The sequence below is a fragment of the Pseudomonas sp. gcc21 genome (genome assembly GCF_012844345.1).
Classification (GTDB): Bacteria; Pseudomonadota; Gammaproteobacteria; order Pseudomonadales; family Pseudomonadaceae; genus Halopseudomonas.
In genome coordinates this window covers 336,217-357,879 of sequence record NZ_CP051625.1, presented here as the reverse complement: position 1 = coordinate 357,879, position 21,663 = coordinate 336,217, and the positions used below count along the sequence as shown (strand labels likewise).

Here is a 21,663-nt window from a genome sequence, read left to right as displayed (position 1 = left end):
GCGTTCTCCATTGGAACATTAAGCCTGCGACAGTCGCACGTATGGCACCTTATCGCGCCATAACGCTGCGTCTGCAAGCGAGGTTCAGGATTCTCCTGCGTTCGGAGAGGCCTGTTCCTTCGGTAATCCAATAGGATGCGGCTGATTGCGGATCCGCGCGAGATGAATCTGACGTTGACGTTCTTCTGCCCGGCGCCGTGTCTTTTCCGGCAGGCTATCGTAACAACGTGGGCAGCTGACGCCTTCTTCATACTGCGGGGAGGCTTTCTCCTCCGCTGATATGGGATGACGGCAGGCGTGGCACTGGTCATAGGAGCCCGGCGCCAGGTCATGACGGACAGTTACACGATTATCGAAAACGAAGCACTCGCCGTTCCACTTGCTTTGCTCGGCGGGTACTTCCTCGAAGTACTTGAGAATGCCGCCCTTGAGGTGGAACACCTCGCCAAAACCCTGCTGCAGCATGTAGCTGGACGCTTTCTCACAGCGGATCCCGCCGGTGCAGAACATCGCGACCTTCTTATGCCGGGCAGGATCGAAATTCTGCTTCACGTATTCGGGAAATTCGCGGAAGGTTTTGGTTTCCGGATCAATCGCTCCTTCGAAGGTGCCGATTGACACTTCATAGTCATTGCGCGTGTCCACCAACAGCACTTCAGGATCACTGATCAAGGCGTTCCAGTCCTGCGGCTCGACATAGGTGCCGACTTTCTCGTTGGGGCTGACGCCCGGAACGCCCAGGGTGACGATCTCTTTCTTCAGCTTGACCTTGGTCCGATAGAACGGCATCTCTTCACATACCGATTCCTTGTAATCGAGATCGCCGAGTCGCGGATCACTGCGCAGCCAATCCAGTACCGCGTCCATGCCTTCACGGGAACCGGCGATGGTGCCGTTGATTCCTTCGCGGGCGAGCAGAAGCGTACCTTTCACGCCGTGTTGCGTGAGGGTTTCGAGAAGCGGCTGGCGGAGATCTTGATAATTTTCGAGCGTGACGAACTTGTACAGCGCCACAACAACAACTTTGGACATGCGTGCCTCGTATATTCAGTAGTCGCCCACGTAAAGGGCGTACCGGGTTCGGGGCGGATTCTAGCAAAGATGCTGCGGCAACAGAATCGCTTGAATATCAGCAGATTGATGGCCGCCTGCTTAGCGGCAAGCTTGCAGCTCTCGGTGAGGTTCGGCGTAGCGCGGGCGCGCTACACCCCCGGTCGGATCAGGCCTTGTCTGCCTTGCTCCCGCCCAGACAATTCGGCGAATGAGGCGCCTGCTGCCGTGCGGCCCATTCGCCCGGGCTATAGGTATGCAGCGCCAGGGCATGGATCTGCTGCATCAGCTCGCCAAGACTGCGATACACCATCTGGTGCCGCTTGACGGCGTTCAGCCCCTCGAACTCGGCGCTGACGACCACGGCCTTGAAATGCGACTCCGAACCCGGCGGCACGCTGTGCATATAGCTTTCGTTGGTCAGCTCCAGATGCTCCGGCGCCAGCCTTTGCATGGCCTGTTCAAGTGCGGTTTGGGTGCTGCCCATTATCCTTCTCCTCTCAGTTGTCGGGCAGATTCTAGCTGGCTTAGCGCTGCCCCGTCTGCTTCGCCAAGACGGCTTCTTCCATCTGATCGATCAAAACCTCGATACGCGGCGCCACCCTGCCCTGCACCCGCTCACGGGTCACCGCCATCGATTCCCGCGTCAGCTCGGGCAGATACACCATTAACTTGGTACCAACCTTGGATTCATAGAACCGGGATAACTGATCGAGCTCCTGCTCGGTAAACACTGATGTATAGAGGGAAATCATTTCGTCACGCATGGCATCCCAGGTCAGCTCCTTGTCCAGCTCAACCCTGGCTTTGTCCTGATACTCACGCAGCACGTGCTCGGTATGCATCGAGCCGCCCATGCGCGCAAACTGGGCGGCCAGCAGGTCGTCAACCTGCTCGTATATCGTGTTGGTCATGCTCTCAGCCTTGGCAAGCTTGAGAAAGCGTTCAGCACTGGCGCGATGCGAGGCCTCATCGGCAACAACAGCCGACGCCAGACCCATCCAGCAAACCCAACCGATAACGAATGCGCGCATGACGTGTCCACACATAGGAGAGTAAGGGTAACTTCTATACTGGCAGCGATATTCGATATTCACCACTCGCGGAGGCTTACATGAACACGCGCACAGAATCAGACAGCATGGGTGACATAGAGGTGCCCGCAGACCGCTACTGGGGCGCCCAGACCCAGCGCTCGTTACAGAACTTCGCTATCGGTGAAGAACACATGCCCCCCGCGGTCGTCCACGCACTGGCGTTGATAAAGAAGGCCGCGGCGCGCAGCAACCGGCAGCTTGGCAACCTCGACGAACAGGTTGCAGACTTGATCGAGCGGGCTGCAGATGACGTGCTGAGCGGAGAGCTGAGCGGGCATTTTCCCTTATCGGTCTGGCAGACCGGCAGCGGCACCCAAAGCAATATGAATATCAATGAGGTCATAGCCAACCGCGCAAACGAACTGGCAGGTCAGCCCCTCGGCGGCAAGCAGCCCGTGCATCCAAACGATCACGTGAATAAGTCGCAGAGCTCCAACGACACCTTTCCCAGCGCCATGCACATCGCGGCAGCAATCGAGACACGCGAAAAATTGATCCCCGCCGTGACCGCCCTGCGCGACGAATTGCAGAGGCAAGCTGAACGTCATGCCCGGCTGATCAAGATCGGTCGCACGCATATGATGGACGCAACCCCGGTGACCTTCGGCCAGGAACTGTCAGCCTTCGTCGCGCAGCTGGACATGGGATTGCACGCCATAGACGCGGCGCTACCCCAGGTTTTTGCGCTGGCTCAGGGCGGCACAGCCGTCGGCACCGGATTGAACACTCCGCCGCGCTTCGCAACGCTGTTTGCCGAAGAAATAGCCAGCCTCAGCGGGCTGCCCTTCACCAGTGCCGACAATAAATTTGCCGCGCTTGCCGGGCACGAGCCCCTGGTTCAGTTACATGCCGCCTGCAAACAGCTGGCCGTGACCTTGATGAAGCTGGCCAATGACTTTCGCCTGCTGGGCAGCGGGCCGCGAGCCGGCTTTGCGGAATTGCGGCTTCCGGCCAACGAACCGGGCAGTTCTATCATGCCGGGCAAGGTGAACCCGACCCAATGCGAAGCACTGTCAATGATCGCCTGCCAGGTTCAGGGCAACGATGTAACCCTTGGCATCGCCGCGAGCAATGGTCAACTGCAACTCAATGTATTCAAGCCGGTGATCATCCATACCTTGCTTCAATCGATTCGTCTGATAACCGATGGCTGCGACAGCTTTCGCCGCAATTGTCTGGAAGGGGTCGAGCCAGACGAACAGCGCATGCGCGAGCATCTTGACAACAGCCTGATGCTGGTCACTGCGCTGAACCCGGTGATCGGTTACGACAAGGCCGCGGATATTGCCAAGAAAGCCTACAAGGAAGGCTCGACGTTAAAGCAGGCAGCGCTGCAGCTGGGCTACCTGGACGAAAAAGCCTTTGAAGAAGCAGTGCGGCCCGAGCAGATGCTCGGCGACCACACTGACTCATGAGGTCGGCGGAGGCGTAACGGACAGTCTGCGCAGGCGGCGGTTCTTCAGGTTTTGTATCAGGCTGGGCGCCAGGGCAATCAGCGCCGAGCCGCCAACCACCATCAAGGCGCCGATATAAGCCAGACTGTTGAGCAATTCGGGTTCTATCACACCGGGCCAGATCATCGCGCCGAGCGCCACCATGCTGAACGTGAACAGCGGCGTGGTGGCTACTGTAGCGCTTACCCGTGAAGCCTCCCAATGACTCAGGGCTTCAGCGAAGGCGCCATAGGCGATCAGCGTGTTCAGACAACAACCGAGCAGCATCCAGAGCTGCAGAGTACTCAACTGAAAAATCTGCGATGGCGACGCGAGCGGAAAGATCAATACCGCACACGCCAGGTAGATCATCATCATCACCGTCACCGAGGACCACACGGTGAGCAGCTGCTTTTGTGCAAGCCCATACAGCGCCCAGGTAAAGGCAGCGCCGAGGGTGAGCAGTATCCCCAGGGTGTAGCTGCTGAGCTGGGTAAATAATTCTTCCAGCCGCTGATTGAAAAACAGCACGAAGCCGAGGGAAAGCGTGACCAAGCCAATGAACTGCCCGATACCGAATCGCTCCTTGAAGAGCACCATACTGCCCAGCATCAGCATGATCGGCGCCGTCTGGATCATCAGTTGCATCGTGCCCGGCGTGAGCCGACTAAGACCCATGACGTACAGAACATAGTTGGACGCCAGCCCGAGAATCGCCACCACCAACAACCAGCGGTTGGTAACCGAGAGCGCCCGAACCGAGGGCAAACGGCGCTGCGCTGCCAGCCAGATGAACAGGACAACGCCCGCGCTACACATTCTGAACCAGCTGACAGTAAAGGCATCCATGCCCTGCAATACCTGCTTCAGCATGATAGGCAACACACCCCAGAGCGTGGTGGTAGTCAACGCCAAAACGAAACCGTACAACCAGCGACCGGATGAAACGTGCATGGGAAACTCGAATCAGATAGAACGGGAAGGAGGAATTTCCCGCGCATTGTAAACGCGTCCATCACACCGAAACAGTCACAGCTGTCGGCGCAGTGCGGAGGCAACTGTTCTGGTTCGAAGCCCTCGTCTTTATGAAGCTGCTAAGCTCAGGTCAGCTTGCTGCATGCGAACACATCGAAACCTCACCTGTGGAGAATCCCATGAGCACACTGGCAGACGAACCCCTCACCCATGGGGATAAGACGGCGCTGGAACCAGCCGCCCTCGAGTCACTCACCAGCAATCTGGACGGCTGGACGATCAACCGCTCGACGGACGTCCCGCGGATAGACAAAACATTCAAATTCGCCGATTTTGCCAGCGCCCTTGCGTTTACCAACCGTGTCGGAGAGCTCGCCGAGCAAGAGAACCATCACCCTGCGTTACTGACTGAGTGGGGCAAAGTAACAGTGAGCTGGTGGACGCATACCCTGCACGGTGTGCACCGCAACGACGTAATCATGGCAGCACGGACTGAGCGGCTAGCGTAGCGACGTTTCGATTGTCGTTGCCGGCCCCAAAAAGCGCTCGAAGCGCATCACCACATTGGACTCAGAACGAGCCCGCCGGCTGTCAGGCTGGAGCAAGTGTTGAAAACAGGGATATTCTCACCAAGCCCCCACGGATGGGTTCACGGCGTCTTGCGCAAGTCTGACAGCTGGTGGGCGATAGGCTCCGGATTATCAGCCGCGGGCCGTGCATCCGCACAGAGTCCGCTCGCTGCAAAAGAGAGCCAGCTGCCGCGAGCCGACAAGCCTGCGCCGACACGCTGCAAGTACATCCCTGTAAGCTCGTCGATGACATCCATGTCATCGCACGGTCGGCTCAGCCCAGTCGCCACGCTTCGCGTAGAGATTTGAGTTGCCGGCTCGAAAACGATCAATGCTCATCACCACACTGGAGCCGGAACGAGCCCGCCGGCTGTCAGGCTGGAGCAAGTGTTGAAAACACGGATGTTTTCACCAAGCCCCCACGGAGGGTTCACGGCGTCTTGCGCAATCCTGACAGCTGGTGGGCGACGGGCTCCGGATTATCAGCCGCGGGCCGTGCATCCGCACAGAGTCCGCTCGCTGCATAAGAGAGGCAGCTGCCGCGAGCCGACAGGCCTGCGCCGACACGCTGCAAGTACGTCCCTGTAAGCTCGTCGATGACATCCATGTCATCGCACGGTCGGCTCACGCCTGTCGCCACGCTTCGCGTAGAGATTGTCGTTGCCGGCTCGAAAAACGATCAAAGCTCATCACCACACTGGAGCCGGAACGAGCCCGCCGGCTGTCAGGCTGGAGCAAGTGTTGAAAACAGGGATGTTTTCACCAAGCCCCCACGGATGGGTTCACGGCGTCTTGCGCAAGCCTGACAGCTGGTGGGCGATAGGCTCCGGATTCAGTTGGACTGATTCATGTGAATGTCCCTCCTGACACCGGTCTGACTTCCAGCCGCGACATAGCGCCCAATCCTTGTAACAAAACCATCTAACCCGACGTCCGGAATGCAGCTAGGCTCGAAGAACGGGCATAATGCCAAGGCTTGTCGAGACCGCTGGATTGGTCTGACGCATTGACAGCACCAACCGAAGAGTTGGCGCGGCAGGGTTGGAAGTAGTCCTGCAAACAAAAACAAGAAAGGTGGTGATCATGAAACGTTTCCAGAAAACCAAATTGACCAGCGTCGCCCTCGTATTCGTTGCGACCGGATTATTGCTGATACTGCCGAACCTCGGCTGAGCACTGCCGAACCTGATTCGCCGGGAGTACAATGGCGCCGTTAATTGATCAGCGGAGCCGCAGTGACCCCCACTCACTCTTTTGCACATCTTGCGTGGGCTGACGATGGCCAGCCCTTTTCAGTCGAATTCGATGACGTGTATTTTTCCCGCGAGTCTGGCCTGGAAGAAACCCGTCACGTATTTCTCCAGCATAACGCCCTGCCCGAACGCTGGGCGCAGCTGAGGGATACTGCCCGCTTCTGCATCGCCGAAACGGGATTCGGTACCGGACTCAATTTCCTTTGCGCATGGCAACTGTGGGATTCACTGGCGCCAGCTGGTGCCAGGCTGCACTTCGTCAGTACCGAAAAATATCCGCTCAGCCTGATCGACATGCAGCGCGCCCTGGCTCTGTGGCCGGAGCTTGAGCCCTGGTCAGCGCAACTGCTGGCACAGTATTCCGATCTCGCTAAAGGGTGGCAGCATTTCAGCCTCGCTGACGGCCGCGTGACCCTGACGCTACTGGTCGGCGATCTGCTGGAAACCCTGCCGCAACTTGAAGCCAGTGTGGACGCCTGGTTTCTTGATGGATTTGCCCCGGCGAAGAACCCGGACATGTGGCAGCAACCCTTGTATGACCAGATGGCTCGGCTATCCAGCCCCGGCGCGACGGTTGCGACCTTCACCAGTGTTGGTGCGGTCCGCCGCGGGTTGCAAGCCGCCGGCTTCAATATGCGCAAGGTCAAGGGGTTCGGCCGCAAGCGCGAAATGCTCGCAGGAACCTTTGTACAGGTTCCAGAACAACCCTGGCAGGCGCCCTGGTTTGCTCGCCCCGCCCCGGCCGAAACAGGCGGGCGCCGAGCATTGATAATCGGAGCAGGACTGGCAGGATGCTGTACAGCCTTTTCCCTGGCCCGGCGCGGCTGGCGAGTGACGGTGATCGAACGCCACGCCAGCGAAGCGCAGGAAGCCTCGGGCAATCCTCAGGGCATTCTATACTGCAAGCTGTCGCCACATCAGACGCGCCTCTCCCGTTTTATCCAGGCCAGTTATGCGTATAGTCTTCGCTTACTGCACGAAACGCTCGCGCAGAACGAGGATAACTGGGCGGCCTGTGGTGTGCTTCAGCTATCGGCTGACCTCAAGGAAAGCGCGCGCCTGGCTGCACTCGCTGAACAGGGTTATCCCGACCAGTTTCTGCACGGTGTTGATGCGCAGCGAGCCAGTCAGGTAGCCGGCGTGGAGCTTAATGCCGGAGGGCTGTTCTTCCCGCAAGGGGGATGGGTCAACCCGCCGGCACTGTGTAAAGCGCTGTTGCAGCATCCCAATATTCAACTGCTGGCCTGTAGCGAAGCCCTGCAACTAGCGCGGGAAGACAGTAGCTGGCAGGTGCTGAATGACCAAGGCGACGTCATCGCCCAGGCAGAGATTGCCGTGATCTGCGCCGCGGCAGACAGCCAGCGCTTTGCGCCAAGCACCCACTTGCCGTTGAAACGGATCCGCGGCCAGATCACACATCTGCCAGCGACGGAGCAGAGCCGCGCCCTCAGCACCGTGTTGTGCTCCGAAGGATATGTATCACCGGCGCGACGCGGCGAGCATCATCTGGGAGCAAGCTTTCGTTTCGACAGGCTCGATACCGAGCCCAGCGCGGAAGAAAACCAGAGCAATCTGGCTCTGCTCGAATCGCTGAGCCCGGCGCTGGCGGCAAAGCTCGGTTCAGGGCTCCTGCAGCCGGACCAACTGGTCGCGCGGGCAGCGTTGCGTTGTACAACGCCGGATTACTTGCCGGTGATTGGCCCGCTGGCTGATGCCGATGCGTTCATGCGTGACTACGCCGTGCTGAGCAAGGACGCTTCGAAAAAGCCCAACCAGCCTACGACCTGGCATCCCGGCTTGTATGTAAATGCCGGCCACGGCTCACGCGGTCTGATCAGCTGCCCGCTCAGCGGTGAGCAGATAGCAGCCTGGATCGACGGGGAGCCTCTGCCACTACCGCGGGAACTGGCACATGCCGTCCATCCCAACCGTTTTCTGTTGCGCGAATTGATACGCGGCAAACGCCAGAAATGATTACCAGGCTTAGCCTGCCAGCAACGCCGTCGCCCCTTCGTAAAGAAGCTTGCCGCCAGTGACGAACAGAAAGATGTAACACAACTGGTAGATGAGTTTTTCATTGGTGCGATGGAGCATCCAGAAACCCATGCGCACGCCAATCGGTGCCAACGGCAACAACACCAGCGAAGTCCACAGATTGGCCGGCGTAAACTGGTCCAGAAGCACATAGCCGGGCAATTTGGCGAAGTTTACCGCGGCAAAGAACACCGCGATGGTGCCCATGAGAATGGTCTTTTCCATCCTCTGCGGCAGTAGGTAAACGTTGATCGGCGGCCCGCCGGCATGAATGCCGAAACTGGTAAAGCCCGCGACCATCCCCCAGAAACCGCCGCGCACCGGGCTGACGCCTTTCACCGGCGGATCACCCCGCCGCAGCCAGATGTTCAGTACGAAGGCCAGCGCAATCACGCCGATCATCAACTGGATATGAGCCTCGCTCATCATGCGAAACGTCAGCGCTGCGAGTGCGATTCCGACCATTGCCGCTGGCACGATAATGCGCAGATTGGGCGTACTCCAGCGCCCGCGAAAAGTACGCAAGGCCACTAGATCCATGGTGCACAGAATAGGTAGTAAAATGGCGGCGGCCGTTTGCGGCGCGATGACCAGCGACATTAGCGGTACGGAGAGGATGGCGATATTGCCGCCAAACCCGCCCTTGGCGATGCCGTAAAGCAGCACTGCCGGAACGGCACAAAGATAGAACAGCGGATCGGTAATCATGAACGTGTAACACCAGCCTCCGGACAGCTTTGCCGAGCCGCAACTGCCAGTGAAGATGGCCGTCGTCGGTTTTTCGGAACAGGAGTGTCGACACCAGGCCGAAGGCAGTAACCTTGCACCGCGTTTGGCTGGTGAGAAAGCCGGCCAGTGTACCACCAGCCACACATCAGACTGTCATACGAGAATTAGGCGCCATGCTGATACCCCACCACATGCTTGATCCCGAAACCCTGCAGCGGATGATCGAGGATTTCGTCACCCGCGACGGGACCGACAACGGTTATGACGCCACGCTTGAACAGCGGGTGAACCAGCTGAAAAGACAGCTGGAGCGGGGGGACGTGCTGATTGTGTTCCATCCGGATACCGGCGACACCAGCCTCGCCCATCGCAGGGATGTGCCACCGGAAATGCTTAGCGAACTTGAATAGTTCAGCTACCAGGCTCTGCGAAAGGCAGCGACTGATCGGTTTGCAACCTTACCTCAAAGACGTTCAGGGTCATCGCAACCATCGCGTAATAACCGAGGATACCCACCAGCTCGACCAGTGCCGGCTCGCCAAACAGATCCCGCGCCTGGTTATATAACGGCTCGGGCACCCGGCGCGCCTCGTACAACGAGTGGGTAAGGCGGTAGACGACCCGCTCCTGCTCGTCGGTAAAGTCTGGTTCTCGCCCCGCCCGTAGCGCATTCACTACGTCCCGGCTCACACCGTTTTGCAGGGCGATAGGTTCATGAATCTGCCACTCTGCCTGGGATTGCCACAGCGCAGCCGTGGCAAGGATCGCCAGTTCGCTCAAACGCAACGGGATGGACGAATGGTAACGGCAGAATGCACCAAGCCGCTGCGCATGATTGGCCAGTTCCGGACTGTGAATCCACGCCAGAAACGGGCCATCGAGATTCTGTCTTGGGCCGCTCAGTATCTCCTCGAGCACTTCCTTCTGCTTCAGGCTCATTGCTTCTGGACGTAGCTCGCTCAGCCGGGAATACATAGTCGCTCTCTCTTTCAGATACCGCGCATGACGTGCTGAATAGACGCGCTTAGCCGGTCAACGATTTGGTCAACATGACCATCATCGATGATGAAGGGCGGCGCCAGCAGGATATGGTCACCGTCGCGGCCGTTGACCGTCCCGCCCATGGGATAACACATCAGCCCCAGCTCCATCGCCTTCGCTTTGATACGCGCGTGCAGCTTAAGTTCTGGGCTGAAAGGTGTCCTGGAATCGCGGTCGCGCACCAGCTCGATTCCGCGGAACAACCCGCGCCCACGGATATCACCGATGTAGGGTAGATCACCCAGCTGCGATTGCAGCCCGGCATGCAGTTTACGTCCCATGCTCACCACCTGGGACAACAGCTGACGCGACTCGATCTGCTGCTGTACTGCCAGTGCCGCAGCGCAGGCAGTCGCATGTCCGATATAGGTATGTCCATGCTGGAAGAACCCGCTGCCCTCACGGAGCGTGCGAACAATCTGCTCGCTGACGAGCGTAGCGCCAATCGGTTGGTAGCCTGCCCCGAGCCCCTTGGCGATGCATAGGATATCCGGCTCGATCTGCTCCTGAGCCGAAACGAACAGACTACCCGTGCGCCCCATCCCGCACATCACCTCGTCCGCAATCAATAACACACCATAACGATCACATACGCGCCGGATCAGACGAAAGTAATCCGCCACCGGCGGTACCGCACCGAGGGTAGCGCCGACAACCGGTTCGGCAATAAACGCCATGACCTGATCCGCACCCAGTTCGAGGATTTTGCTTTCAAGCTCGTCAGCCAGGCGGCGTGCGAACACTGCTTCGGTCTCGCCGGGACGCATTTCGCGATAGGCATAACAGGGACTGACCTGATGCGTCTCGACCAGCAAGGGTTCGAACTGCGACCGACGCCAGAGATTGCCCCCGGTCGCCAGCGCACCCAGCGTGTTGCCGTGATAGCTCTGGCGCCGCGAGATGATATGCCTGCGCTCAGGCTCGCCCTTCTCGACGTAATACTGGCGGGCCAGTTTCAGCGCTGATTCGATGGCTTCCGAACCACCCGAGACGAAATAGACGTAATCCAGTGAGCCGGGCGCCCTGGCGGTTAGAAAGTTCGCCAATTGTTCCATTGGCTCAGAGGTGAAGAAGGCGCTATGCGCATAAGCCAGTTCAGCAACCTGGCGCTGGATCGCCGCGATCACAGCCGGATCACTGTGGCCCAGGCAGGACACCGCCGCCCCGCCACAGGCATCCAGATAGCGCTTGCCGGTCGAGTCGATCAGATAGACGCCCTCGCCCTTCACGGCCACCGGATAGGACTGGACGAGACTGCGGTGCAAAACATGGCTCATTGCTTTCACCCTTCGAACGGTTTTCAACCAGTTTAAACCCGGACGCCAACTGCTTAACGGTGTTACGGATAAATTTTCGGCACGCTATCGCGCTTTTCCTGAAATCGACGCCCGCCTTGCAAAGGTGTGGGCTGCGCGGCTCGGATGCCATGCGCCCCGTTCGCCCCATTTGGGTGAACCCTCGGGCCGGAACACGCTCTAAGCCAATGGCGCGACGGACACAAAGGATCGATGCGCTGTTTTTTGTTATAAAAATCAAAGAGGTAGGCGACCGACGGGTTACCTGCCGGCAAGGATATTCATGGACATAAACAGAGTAAGCGCACGAGCGATACATGAAAAACACTACGAACTGATCGTTATTGGCTCCGGATTCGGCTCCACCTTTTTCCTCAACGAAGCGCTCAAACATCTCGATGGCCGCGCCCTGATTATCGAATGGGGCGACTTTCACCCCTGGGCCTGGCAGATTGAAGCACAACGCAATTCCGTAATCAGCCCCGAGAACACCTACACCAACCGCGGTGAAAAGCCCTGGAACATGACCATCGGCCTGGGCGGCGGGATGAACTGCTGGTACTCGCAAACCCCGCGCTTTCATCCCAATGATTTTCACACCCAGTCGCGCTATGGCGTCGGTCATGACTGGCCGTTCGGCTATGACGAGCTCGAGCCCTACTATTGCCGCGCCGAAAACATCATGTCGATCGCCGGTGATCCTGATATGGCGCGCATGCTGCCGCGCAGTCAGGATTTTCCTCAGCCACCGCACAAGGGCTCGGCGATCGACAGGCTGATGAAAACGGCCATGCCTGATCACCACTTCATCATGCCCACCGGCCGTGCACGGGTGGCGACAGAAACGCGTAATGCCTGCTGCGCGACCGCCACCTGCAATCTCTGTCCGGTTAACGCGAAGTTCACCGCCGAGAACGGTTTTGCCGAACTCTACAGTCACCCGAAAGTGGACGTCTGCCTCAACAGCGAAGTGCGCACGCTTGAGTATTCAGGCGATACGATCAGCGGCGCGACCATTTCCTCGAATGGCGAACAGTTCAGGGTATTCGGTGATCTGTTCGTGCTCGGCGCCAACGCCATTCAGAGCCCGGCCATTCTGCTTCGCTCGGATATCACCCATGGCCAGACCGGTATGGGTCTGCATGAGCAGGTAGGCGCGGATATCGAGGTGTATCTGGACGGGCTCGGCAATTTTGATGGCAGCACGATCACCACAGGTCTGAACTACGCGTTCTATGATGGCGATTTTCGCAAGGAGCGCTCGGCCTGCCTGATCTATTTCGAGAACCGCTGGCCGCATGGACTGCGTACCGAGCGGGGCCGCTGGAACGAAACCCTGCCGCTGATGCTGGTGACCGAGGACGTGCCGCACATCGATAACCGCATCACGCTGGACCCGGCAACCGGTAACGCCATCATCAACTATCACGGCGAGTCAGCCTACGCCGAAAGAGGCATCGAGTATGCATTGGAGCATCTCGGCGAACTGCTCGAGCCGCTGCCGGTTGAAGCCATCCACTACCGCAGGAAGCGCATCACCGAATCCCATGTCCAGGGCACGTTGCGAATGGGCAAAGCCGGAGACGGTTCGGTAGTCGATGGCGACATGATCCATCACAGCAAGCGCAACCTCATGGTGGTCGGAACCTCTACCTACCCGAGTTGCTCGCCGGCCAACCCCAGCCTTACCGCGGCGGCTCTGTCTATCCGCGCAGCAGACAGACTCTACAGTTAAGGAGAGCCCATGAATCGTCGGAAATTCCTGGCCTTATCGGCCGCCACGGTAAGTGTCGCAGCGCTTGGGTCGGCAGCTATCGTCTTTGAGGACAGCCACAGCTTTATTCCCTCCCTGTTGCACGAGTACATCGGTGATTACCAGATGACTGAGGAACAGGAGAAGAACTTCGTTGATGCTTTTGCCGAAGAATATGGCGAGGAGAAACTGGCCGCCGTTATCGGACTCTACCGGATCCGTTCGGGCACCGGTCTTGGCACGGGCTATACCAACGCCAAGGTGGTTGAATTCGAACGCAAGTTGGTAACGGACTTTCTGGTAACGACTGACTACCTGAAGAAACAGGGCGAAGCGAACCCACAGGTAAACTTCATCGGATTCAGGATTCCCTGCAACAACCCCTATGCAACCTTTGACGGCTTGAGCTGACAGCAACTGAGCACCATGGCGCAGCAAGCGCCATGGTGCTCCTGCGGCAAGCGTTAGCCTGCGAAGTTTTTTCCCGGCGCCGGCCGGGTTTCCAGCGGCGGCAATGCTTTGGCTTTCTCCGAATCAGTACCGGCCCCCTCCGCTACGTTGAAAAGCGCAGGAAAACAGGCGTTTTCTCGCCTGCCTACGCTGCGCAGGCTCTGGTTGTTGTGGACGGGATGGCCCTGGCGGTAGGTGAGCCTCTTTTGGTCCTCATTCATGGCTGTACTCCAAAGCTCAGTGTGCCCACTTTGGAAGCACGTAGACCGGGACAGTTGCCGCGCTGACTAATGGCATGGTCATCCTTGGTCGAATAGCCGTCTGCGACAAAATCGGCAATCCTTGCAAGCCTGTCAGATAAACGAGACCTGCATGTCATCATCTACCGTTCTGTGTACCACCTGCTCCGTTGACCGCACCCGGGTAATACTTGCCGGCATCTGCGCGCTGATTCTGACTGTTGGCCTGGCCCGCTTCGCCTATACGCCCCTGCTGCCGATCATGCGCGACGGTGCAGGCCTGAGCGATTTCGCCGGCGGTTGGCTGGCGACGTTCAACTATCTCGGTTACATGGCCGGGGCGCTTCTGGCTGCCACCACGAATGACCTGCAACGCAAATTCCGCTTCTACCGGGCCGGCTTGCTGATTGCAGTCATCAGCACGGCTGCCATGGGCCTGACCGATAACCTTTACCTCTGGGCCACGTTACGTTTTATTGCAGGCGTTTCCAGCGCCGCCGGCCTGTTGATCGCCTCGGGGCTGGTGCTCAACTGGCTGATCAACCATGGCCATAAACCAGAGCTGGGGCTGCACTTCGCCGGGCTGGGCGCGGGTATTGTCGTTTCCGGTCTGGCGGTCAGCACCATGGTGGGCGCGCTCGCCTGGGACAGTCAGTGGATTGGCCTGGGCCTGCTTGGCATTCTGTTCTTTCTGCCCGCCTGGTTCTGGCTGCCGGCGCCTGTTCCGGTGCGAGCCAATAAGGGCGCAAGTACGCAACCATCGTCTGCGCCTTCAGCGACGTGGATGTGGCTGTTTATCGCTGCATATTTCTGCGCCGGGGTTGGCTTCGTGATCAGCGCCACCTTCATTGTCGCGATTGTGGAGCAGTTACCTGTGTTCTCGGGCAACGGACCCTGGGTCTGGGTGGTGGTGGGCCTGGCGGCGGCACCCGCGAGCTTTCTGTGGGATCGCGTAGCGGGATGGGTCGGCGGGCTAACGGCTTTGCTGATGGCTTACGCGTTACAGATTCTTTCGATCCTGCTGCCTGCCGTCAGTGGCGGCGCTTTTGTCAATCTGCTCAGCGCCGGGCTGTTCGGCTTCACTTTTGTGGGCATTGTCAGCCTGACGCTATCGATTATCGGCCGGCATTTTCCGGCCAATCCGTCCAAAGCCATGGCGCGACTGACATTGAGTTATGGGGTCGCGCAGGTGGTCGCCCCTGCCATGGCTGGCTACATCGCAATGGTCAGCGGCAGCTATCGCGGCGCCTTGTTCATTGCGGCAGGCGTCATGGCGGCGGGAATGTTGCTGTTAGTGCTGATCATGCGCCAGGAGCGACGCGAGCTGACCTCTGCCTGTTGAGCGCGGCAGGTGTTTGCGGAGCCGGATCAGCCGCTCGAGAGAATTGCATCCAGCAAACCGGGGAAGCGCTGATCCAGTTCTTCCCGGCGCAGCGAATTCATATGCATTGTGCCCACCGCGAGGGTACACACCAGCCCACAATCGCGCAGCACCCTGAAGTGATGGGACATACTGGACTTGGGGCGGCCACCGTCCAGTTCGCCGCAGCTGGCTTCGCCCACCGCGGACAGCTTGCGCACGATTTCCATACGCACCGGATCGCTGAGCGCATAGAGCACGCGCTCAAGAACGAGGTCGCTGGCGGGTGGATGTTTGTAGGGTCGCATGCGGTAAATAATACACCGGGGTTTACTCAAGGACCATAGTTCCAATATTATCGAACTACAGAACCATCAAGCATCCACCTGCCTACTCCAAAGGAGTCCTCATGTCCGCCCTGTTCCAGCCTTTCAAGCTCAAGGACGTCACGCTACGCAATCGGATTGCGGTTCCCCCCATGTGCATGTATTCCGCCAATGATGGCCTGATCAATGACTGGCACCAGGTACATCTCGCCTCGCTAGCCCGAGGCGGCGCCGGACTGGTAGTGGTAGAAGCCACCGCCGTATCACCGGAAGGTCGCATCTCCCCCGGCTGTGCCGGCATCTGGAACGACCAGCTGGCACAGGCCTTCATTCCAGCAGTGAAAGCAATCAAGGCGGCCGGCTCCGTACCAGGCATCCAGATTGCGCACGCCGGACGCAAAGCCAGCGCCAATCGTCCATGGGAAGGTGATGACCATATCCCCTACGACGATCCGAACGGATGGCAGACCATTGCGCCATCCGCCATTGCCTTCGGCGCCAATCTGCCGAAGCAACCCAAGGCCATGACGCTGGACGACATCGCCCGGGTGCGCCAGGACTTCGTCGACGCGGCTATTCGCGCCCGGGACGTGGGCTTCGAGTGGCTTGAACTGCACTTTGCCCATGGTTATCTGGCGCAGAGCTTTTTCTCTGAGCATTCCAACCAGCGTGACGACCGGTACGGCGGCAGCTTTGACAACCGCAGTCGCTTCCTGCTGGAAACCCTCGCGGCTGTTCGCGAAGTATGGCCGGAGCATCTGCCACTGACTGCACGTTTCGGCGTGATTGAATTTGATGGTCGTGATGAAGAAACCCTCGCAGAGTCCATCGAGCTTACCCGGCGCATGAAAAACGGTGGGCTGGATCTGCTCAGCGTCAGTATCGGCTTCACCATACCCGGCGGTCGGGTGCCCTGGGCACCCGGATTCATGGGCCCGATTGCCCAGCGGGTACGGGATGAAGCCGGCATACCGGTCTCCTCCGCCTGGGGCTTCGGTGATCCAAAGGTGGCCGAACACGCCGTTGCCAGCGGGCAATTGGATCAGGCGTTGATTGGCAAGGCGCATCTGGCAAACCCGCACTGGAGCTACCAGGCTGCCCGCGACCTTGGCATTGAGAAGCCTTCCTGGACACTGCCGGCACCCTACGCGCACTGGCTGGAACGCTACTAAGCGCTTCAGCTAACTTGCAGCAAGGCGGCTTCGGCCGCCTTGCTGCGTTATACCCACCGGGTTCAGGAACTATGCCCAAAGCGCGGCTTTCCAAACACTACATGCATATGGATAGCCGGAGACCATTATGAATACCTTGATCAAAGCCTGCGGGGCCCTCCTTTGTCTGCCCCTCGCGGTCACGGCTAACGAGGCTTCGTTGAACCGTGAGTTGCACGGGCTTGATATCGATAGCCGCATCCTCGTGACCGATGCCACACGTGGCCCCGATGCGTCCGGGGTGGACCTGGTCCAGGTGACCAATAACAGTGACGTGAATGTGCTGTGTCAGCTGAAACCCGCTTCAGACGAGCCCAATATGAAGCCTTCCCGCGCGATAGACGTTGCGCCAGGCGAACAGGCGACCCTGCGTTTGCAAGGCAGTTATCGCGATGTCAAATCTACCGCGACCCTGGATTGTCAGCCCAATTGACGCTGCGCCCAAACGCCGCAGTCCCCGCGCGCGGCTTGGATAGGAAACGGCTAAGCGCTAACATACAGCCTTATAAAGCCCTTGATGGGTCCACGAGGTTCAAAATGACAATTCGTAATAGCCTGGCGTTAGCCTGTGTTCTTTCTGCCTTCGCTCTCCCCGTTTCGGCACAGACTTGTACGCCTGAAGACGCCATGCGCCGGGCAGAAGTCGCGGCGGAAACCATCAACCGCATCGCAGATAACAATCCCGAAAAAGCCGCTGCGCTGCATGAAAAATTGCTGAAGTTTCAGGAACGGGACCCCACCCGCGATCGCCACAGCGCTTGCGAGGCCTATGACCGCATCATCGCTGAACTCGAACGCAAAGACGAGCAAACCAATTGATCGATTAAATCGATAGGTTTATTGCACTTTTCGCGTTATTAAATCGATTTATCCGGCCATAGAATACCCACCATACCCTTATGGAGGTGCTATATGTCCGTAGAACAGAACAGAAAGCTGATCGAGACGATTAGTGGGCGAGCCACATCCGACGGCGACGGAGTCAGGCTTACGCGGGTATTTGGGGGTCAGGGCGCTGAACGTTTCGATCCGTTCCTGATGCTGGATGAGTTCGGCTCCGACGAAGCGTCGGATTATATCGGCGGCTTTCCCTCTCACCCGCACCGCGGCTTCGAAACAGTTACCTATATGCTTGAAGGTCGGATGCTTCATCAGGACCATCTAGGCAATCAGGGTCTGCTCGAGCCTGGCGGCGTCCAGTGGATGACCGCAGGGCGTGGCATCATCCACTCGGAAATGCCGCAGCAGAGCTCTGGCCTGATGCGTGGCTTCCAGCTGTGGGTTAACCTGCCAGCCGAGCACAAGATGCAACCAGCCAGCTATCGGGACATGCCTGCCAATGCGTTTCCCTTTCACCGGATACATGGCGGCCAGCTCAAGGTGATCGCAGGCACCCTTGAAGTAGCGGGTAAAACCCTGGCCGGTCCGATTCAGAACAAACCCACCGAACCGTTATATATCGATCTGCACCTCGAACCGAACCAGGCTTTCAGCGCGGCAATAGCCGATCATCTGAATGTGCTGCTATACGTTTACGAGGGTGACGTAGAGATTGGCGACGCATCATTGCAGGCCAGTCAACTCGGGCGATTGAGCCAGAACGGGCCCCTTTCAATCGAGTCGGGCGCAGCCGGCGCGCGATTGCTGATCCTGGCGGGCAAACCGCTTGGCGAGCCCATAGTGCAGTACGGGCCGTTCGTCATGAACAGCCGCGAGGAAATCGAACAGGCGCTGCGCGACTATCGGGACGGACGGCTCGCCGGCTGATTCGTGATATAGATCAGGCGACTGGTGTACGCCCCGCAAGCGCGTGCGCCAGCGTGCCGCCATCAATGAATTCCAGCTCGCCCCCTAACGGAATGCCGTGAGCCAGCCGTGAGACACGAATACCCCTGGGCTTCAGCATTCCCGCAATGTAATGAGCGGTCGCCTCGCCCTCTACGGTGGGGTTGGTGGCCAGTATCGCTTCGATCACTTCCCTGCCTTCCAGCGCCTCGAGCAGCGCTGGAATACCGATTTCCTCCGGCCCTTGCCCGTCTATCGGCGACAAGTGTCCCTTCAGAACGAAATAGCGGCCGTTGAAGCCGCCGGCCTGCTCGATAGCCCAGACGTCGGCCGGACTTTGCAAAATGCATAGCAGGCCGTCATCACGCCGCGGATCCGAACACAGCGAACAGATCTCCGTCTCGCTCAGCATGCGGCATCGCGAGCAATAACCCACCCCATCCATCGCTGCCTCCAGAGCATGGGCAAGATGGCGTGCGACGCTGCGGTCTCGCTCGAGCATGTTCAGCGCCATACGCTGGGCTGTTTTTGGACCGACGCCCGGCAATCCTCGCAGGGCATCGATCAACTGGCGAATCAGGGGACTGAAGCTCATCGAAATCCTTGCTGGTTACGTCAGAATGGCATTTTGAAACCGTCAGGCAAATTCATGCCCGAGGTCATGCCAGCCATCTTTTCCTTGCTCTGGGCTTCAAGCTTGCGCACGGCGTCGTTGAACGCCGCAGCAATCAGGTCCTCAAGCACTTCCTTGTCTTCAGTCAGCAGGCTGTCGTCGATGCTGACCCGACGCACATCATGGCGACCGTTCATCACCACCGAAACCAGTCCCGCCCCGGACTGACCGGTGACTTCAGCATTGGCCAGCTCTTCCTGCATCTTCTGCATTTTTTCCTGCATTTCCTGAGCCTGTTTCATCAGGCCTGCCATTCCACCTTTCATCATGATCGCGTCCTCATTAGTTTTCTAAGCATCAAGCGGGCGAATACTGTCATCGCATATCTGCGCCGCGAATTCACGTACCAGGCTCTGCACCAACGGATCGGTCTGAATGCTGGCCTCGGCCTCCTTCTGTCGCGCCACCTTACGCCGGGCTGCGGCTATTGCCGGCGTCTCCTGGCTGGGCGCCGCCACTTCTATCATTATCGCCACCGGCGTACCGACATGGTCTGATACCGCCTGCTCGATGCGGAGCCGATGATTTTCGTTGTATAGCGCGCTGTGCCCCGGGTCCAGATGCAGTGACCAAGCGTCTGGCTCGCAAGCTATCAGCTGGCAATGCGCAGCTATGCTCTGGGTCAGGCCGCTGAGTCGCAGCGATGTAAAGATGTCCAGCCATTGGGCGGCTACACCGGTTGCGGGCGGCAGATCGCTGACCTCATCAGGTTCGGCAGCGGCTTCGGTGGTTGCACCCGCCTCTTCTGCAACCTGCCAATCATTCAGATACTGACCGACGTCCAGTTGTTCCTCGTCATCGTAATCGTCCCGCTCCGCAGCATCGTCCGCTGGCGGAATATGCTGCCATTCAGCCGGCGCCTCTTCATAAGGCGGCTTGACCGGCGTACCGCTTTTCAGCGGCCGGCTGGCTACCGGCGATGCGGTCTGCTCTGTGGCAGGTGCGGGAGTGGCCGGGTGAGCGGTCGATGCCGAGACATCCGGCTGCGATGCTGCCGCAACGGCTTTTGCTTCGCGACTGGGCATAACCGGCGCGGGCGGTGTCTGCGCAGCTCCAGACGATTCAAGCGGCGCGGTGTCGATGGAAGCTGTCGGCGCATCGGTCTGAATGACAGCCTCGGTAGCGGCTGGCCTGCCCGTTTCGGGTTCAGCCCTGGCCTGGCTGAACCCCGGCAACTTTCCCGACGAGGGAGCAGCCTGTGGCGGCGCGGCCGCATCACTCAGCGTGCCGGGTTTGAAAGCCATCATGCGAAGCAAAGCCATCTCAAAGCCGCCCCGGGGATCGGGGGACAGGGGCAAATCTCTCCGGCCGTGCAATGCCAACTGATAGAACAGCTGAACATCCTCCGCGCTGATCTGTCCGGCAAGCTCAACGACCCGGTGCTGGTCGCCGAGACTGTTATCAATGGCTTCGGGTACGACCTGGGCTACAGCGAGACGCTGCAGCGTAGAAATCAGCTCGGCCAACACGCCGGCAAAATCGGCGCCCTGCTCCGCCAGCTCGGCCACCAGGGCCAGCGATGCCTTCGCATCACTTCGAGCCAGAGTTTCGAGCAGACCGAACACCTGGCTATGATCGATGGTACCCAGCATGTTGCGCACCTCGGCAACACGCAGCGCACCGTTGCCAAAGGCGATAGCCTGGTCGGTCAGGCTCAGGCCATCGCGCATCGAACCGTCAGCTGCGCGACCGAGCAGCCACAACGACTCCTCGTCAAAAGGAATATTTTCCTCCCCCAGAACGAAGCGAAGATGCTCGACGACTTTCTCGGGCAGCATATTCTTCAGGGAGAACTGCAGACAGCGCGAAAGGATGGTGACCGGCAGCTTTTGCGGATCGGTGGTAGCCAGGAGGAATTTGACGTGAGCAGGCGGCTCTTCCAGCGTTTTCAACAGGGCGTTGAAGCTGTGGCTGGACAGCATATGCACTTCGTCAATCAGATAGACCTTGTATCGACCGCGCGACGGAGCGTACTGGACATTGTCGAGCAGCTCGCGGGTGTCCTCGACCTTGGTGCGACTGGCTGCGTCCACTTCGATCAGGTCAACGAAGCGACCATCGTCGATTTCCTTACAGGCCGAGCAGACGCCACAGGGTTCTGAACTGACTCCCGATTCGCAATTAAGACACTTGGCGAGAATGCGTGCGACTGTGGTTTTACCGACACCACGGGTACCCGTAAAGAGATAGGCATGGTGCAGGCGATCATGGTCCAGAGCGTTGATCAGTGCCTGTAACACGTGGGTCTGGCCGACCATTTCGCGGAACAGGCGCGGACGCCATTTTCGGGCTAAAACCTGGTAACTCATCGGGTATCTGCAGTCCGCTCTGATCGTTGGGGCAATCCGGTACTTTAACCAAAGCCGACCGACAATGCGAGACGCGGCCGC

Annotated in this window: 23 protein-coding genes; 11 read left to right on the top strand and 12 right to left on the bottom strand. The window is 58.9% G+C overall.

The genetic code is table 11. The annotated features are described in order from the left end of the window. Nucleotides 1-84: 84 nt before the first annotated feature. The 3 genes from HG264_RS01785 to HG264_RS01775 form a co-directional block, all read right to left on the bottom strand. Nucleotides 85-1,032, bottom strand: a complete 948-nt coding sequence (locus HG264_RS01785) for a rhodanese-related sulfurtransferase (RefSeq protein WP_169406051.1) — start codon at nt 1,030-1,032, stop codon at nt 85-87. Nucleotides 1,033-1,219: 187 nt separating this feature from the next. Beyond that, nucleotides 1,220-1,537 (bottom strand): BolA family transcriptional regulator, encoded by a 318-nt coding sequence (locus HG264_RS01780; RefSeq protein ID WP_169406050.1) that lies wholly within the window; start codon nt 1,535-1,537, stop codon nt 1,220-1,222. 40 nt (nt 1,538-1,577) lie between these two features. Continuing rightward, the gene (locus tag HG264_RS01775) at nt 1,578-2,084 is read right to left on the bottom strand and encodes a DUF2059 domain-containing protein (RefSeq protein WP_169406049.1); all 507 of its coding nucleotides are present in this window, start codon (nt 2,082-2,084) and stop codon (nt 1,578-1,580) included. An 80-nt stretch (nt 2,085-2,164) separates the two neighbouring features. On the opposite strand from HG264_RS01775, the gene fumC reads away from it, so the two are divergent. Beyond that, nucleotides 2,165-3,562, top strand: a complete 1,398-nt coding sequence (gene fumC, locus HG264_RS01770; protein WP_169406048.1) for a class II fumarate hydratase — start codon at nt 2,165-2,167, stop codon at nt 3,560-3,562. Here fumC and HG264_RS01765 read toward each other — a convergent pair. Then, on the bottom strand, nt 3,557-4,534 hold the full coding sequence (locus HG264_RS01765; RefSeq protein ID WP_169406047.1) for a DMT family transporter: 978 nt from the start codon (nt 4,532-4,534) through the stop codon (nt 3,557-3,559). The genes fumC and HG264_RS01765 overlap by 6 nt on opposite strands. A 200-nt stretch (nt 4,535-4,734) precedes the next feature. Between HG264_RS01765 and HG264_RS01760 the strand changes: the two genes are divergently transcribed. Together HG264_RS01760 and mnmC are read left to right on the top strand one after the other, a co-directional pair. Then, the gene (locus tag HG264_RS01760; protein ID WP_169406046.1) at nt 4,735-5,064 is read left to right on the top strand and encodes a 4a-hydroxytetrahydrobiopterin dehydratase; all 330 of its coding nucleotides are present in this window, start codon (nt 4,735-4,737) and stop codon (nt 5,062-5,064) included. A gap of 1,295 nt (nt 5,065-6,359) precedes the next feature. Then, nucleotides 6,360-8,351 carry a bifunctional tRNA (5-methylaminomethyl-2-thiouridine)(34)-methyltransferase MnmD/FAD-dependent 5-carboxymethylaminomethyl-2-thiouridine(34) oxidoreductase MnmC gene (mnmC, locus tag HG264_RS01755; protein WP_169406045.1) on the top strand — a complete coding sequence of 664 codons (1,992 nt, stop codon included), beginning with the start codon at nt 6,360-6,362 and terminating at the stop codon, nt 8,349-8,351. 9 nt (nt 8,352-8,360) lie between these two features. Here mnmC and HG264_RS01750 read toward each other — a convergent pair whose 3' ends face one another. Next, nucleotides 8,361-9,119, bottom strand: a complete 759-nt coding sequence (locus HG264_RS01750) for a sulfite exporter TauE/SafE family protein (RefSeq protein WP_169406044.1) — start codon at nt 9,117-9,119, stop codon at nt 8,361-8,363. Nucleotides 9,120-9,313: 194 nt separating this feature from the next. Between HG264_RS01750 and HG264_RS01745 the strand changes: the two genes are divergently transcribed. Beyond that, the gene (locus HG264_RS01745) at nt 9,314-9,550 is read left to right on the top strand and encodes a YheU family protein (protein WP_169406043.1); all 237 of its coding nucleotides are present in this window, start codon (nt 9,314-9,316) and stop codon (nt 9,548-9,550) included. 1 nt (nt 9,551) lies between these two features. On the opposite strand, the gene HG264_RS01740 is transcribed toward HG264_RS01745, so the two are convergent. Together HG264_RS01740 and HG264_RS01735 are read right to left on the bottom strand one after the other, a co-directional pair. Continuing rightward, nucleotides 9,552-10,115 (bottom strand): carboxymuconolactone decarboxylase family protein, encoded by a 564-nt coding sequence (locus tag HG264_RS01740; RefSeq protein WP_169406042.1) that lies wholly within the window; start codon nt 10,113-10,115, stop codon nt 9,552-9,554. Between the two features lie 14 nt (nt 10,116-10,129). Further along, nucleotides 10,130-11,458 (bottom strand): aspartate aminotransferase family protein, encoded by a 1,329-nt coding sequence (locus tag HG264_RS01735; RefSeq protein ID WP_169406041.1) that lies wholly within the window; start codon nt 11,456-11,458, stop codon nt 10,130-10,132. 301 nt (nt 11,459-11,759) lie between these two features. Here HG264_RS01735 and HG264_RS01730 point away from each other — a divergent pair, with 301 nt between their 5' ends. Continuing rightward, entirely contained in the window at nt 11,760-13,211 is a 1,452-nt protein-coding gene (locus tag HG264_RS01730; protein WP_169406040.1) for a GMC oxidoreductase, read from the top strand. A 9-nt stretch (nt 13,212-13,220) separates the two neighbouring features. Beyond that, nucleotides 13,221-13,640, top strand: a complete 420-nt coding sequence (locus HG264_RS01725) for a hypothetical protein (protein WP_169406039.1) — start codon at nt 13,221-13,223, stop codon at nt 13,638-13,640. A gap of 53 nt (nt 13,641-13,693) precedes the next feature. On the opposite strand, the gene HG264_RS01720 is transcribed toward HG264_RS01725, so the two are convergent. Further along, the gene (locus tag HG264_RS01720; RefSeq protein WP_169405750.1) at nt 13,694-13,900 is read right to left on the bottom strand and encodes a hypothetical protein; all 207 of its coding nucleotides are present in this window, start codon (nt 13,898-13,900) and stop codon (nt 13,694-13,696) included. 151 nt (nt 13,901-14,051) lie between these two features. On the opposite strand from HG264_RS01720, the gene HG264_RS01715 reads away from it, so the two are divergent. Beyond that, nucleotides 14,052-15,260, top strand: a complete 1,209-nt coding sequence (locus HG264_RS01715) for a YbfB/YjiJ family MFS transporter (RefSeq protein WP_169406038.1) — start codon at nt 14,052-14,054, stop codon at nt 15,258-15,260. 26 nt (nt 15,261-15,286) lie between these two features. On the opposite strand, the gene HG264_RS01710 is transcribed toward HG264_RS01715, so the two are convergent. Continuing rightward, a complete protein-coding gene (locus HG264_RS01710) occupies nt 15,287-15,586 on the bottom strand; it encodes a helix-turn-helix transcriptional regulator (protein WP_150300359.1) in 300 nt (99 codons plus the stop codon). A gap of 101 nt (nt 15,587-15,687) precedes the next feature. Between HG264_RS01710 and HG264_RS01705 the strand changes: the two genes are divergently transcribed. The 4 genes from HG264_RS01705 (at nt 15,688) to HG264_RS01690 (ending at nt 18,582) form a co-directional block, all read left to right on the top strand. Continuing rightward, nucleotides 15,688-16,776 (top strand): NADH:flavin oxidoreductase/NADH oxidase, encoded by a 1,089-nt coding sequence (locus HG264_RS01705; RefSeq protein WP_169406037.1) that lies wholly within the window; start codon nt 15,688-15,690, stop codon nt 16,774-16,776. Between the two features lie 127 nt (nt 16,777-16,903). Beyond that, the gene (locus HG264_RS01700) at nt 16,904-17,248 is read left to right on the top strand and encodes a hypothetical protein (protein WP_169406036.1); all 345 of its coding nucleotides are present in this window, start codon (nt 16,904-16,906) and stop codon (nt 17,246-17,248) included. Between the two features lie 104 nt (nt 17,249-17,352). After that, nucleotides 17,353-17,634 (top strand): hypothetical protein, encoded by a 282-nt coding sequence (locus tag HG264_RS01695; protein WP_169406035.1) that lies wholly within the window; start codon nt 17,353-17,355, stop codon nt 17,632-17,634. Between the two features lie 93 nt (nt 17,635-17,727). Continuing rightward, nucleotides 17,728-18,582 (top strand): pirin family protein, encoded by an 855-nt coding sequence (locus HG264_RS01690; RefSeq protein WP_169406034.1) that lies wholly within the window; start codon nt 17,728-17,730, stop codon nt 18,580-18,582. A 13-nt stretch (nt 18,583-18,595) separates the two neighbouring features. Here HG264_RS01690 and recR read toward each other — a convergent pair whose 3' ends face one another. Genes recR through dnaX form a run of 3 tightly spaced genes read right to left on the bottom strand, consistent with a single transcriptional unit; the run spans nt 18,596 to nt 21,582 of the window. Then, complete coding sequence (gene recR, locus HG264_RS01685) at nt 18,596-19,195, bottom strand: recombination mediator RecR (RefSeq protein WP_169406033.1); 600 nt, start codon at nt 19,193-19,195, stop codon at nt 18,596-18,598. A 20-nt stretch (nt 19,196-19,215) separates the two neighbouring features. Beyond that, on the bottom strand, nt 19,216-19,542 hold the full coding sequence (locus HG264_RS01680) for a YbaB/EbfC family nucleoid-associated protein (RefSeq protein ID WP_169406032.1): 327 nt from the start codon (nt 19,540-19,542) through the stop codon (nt 19,216-19,218). A 21-nt stretch (nt 19,543-19,563) separates the two neighbouring features. Then, entirely contained in the window at nt 19,564-21,582 is a 2,019-nt protein-coding gene (dnaX, locus tag HG264_RS01675; protein WP_169406031.1) for a DNA polymerase III subunit gamma/tau, read from the bottom strand. Nucleotides 21,583-21,663 lie beyond the last annotated feature (81 nt).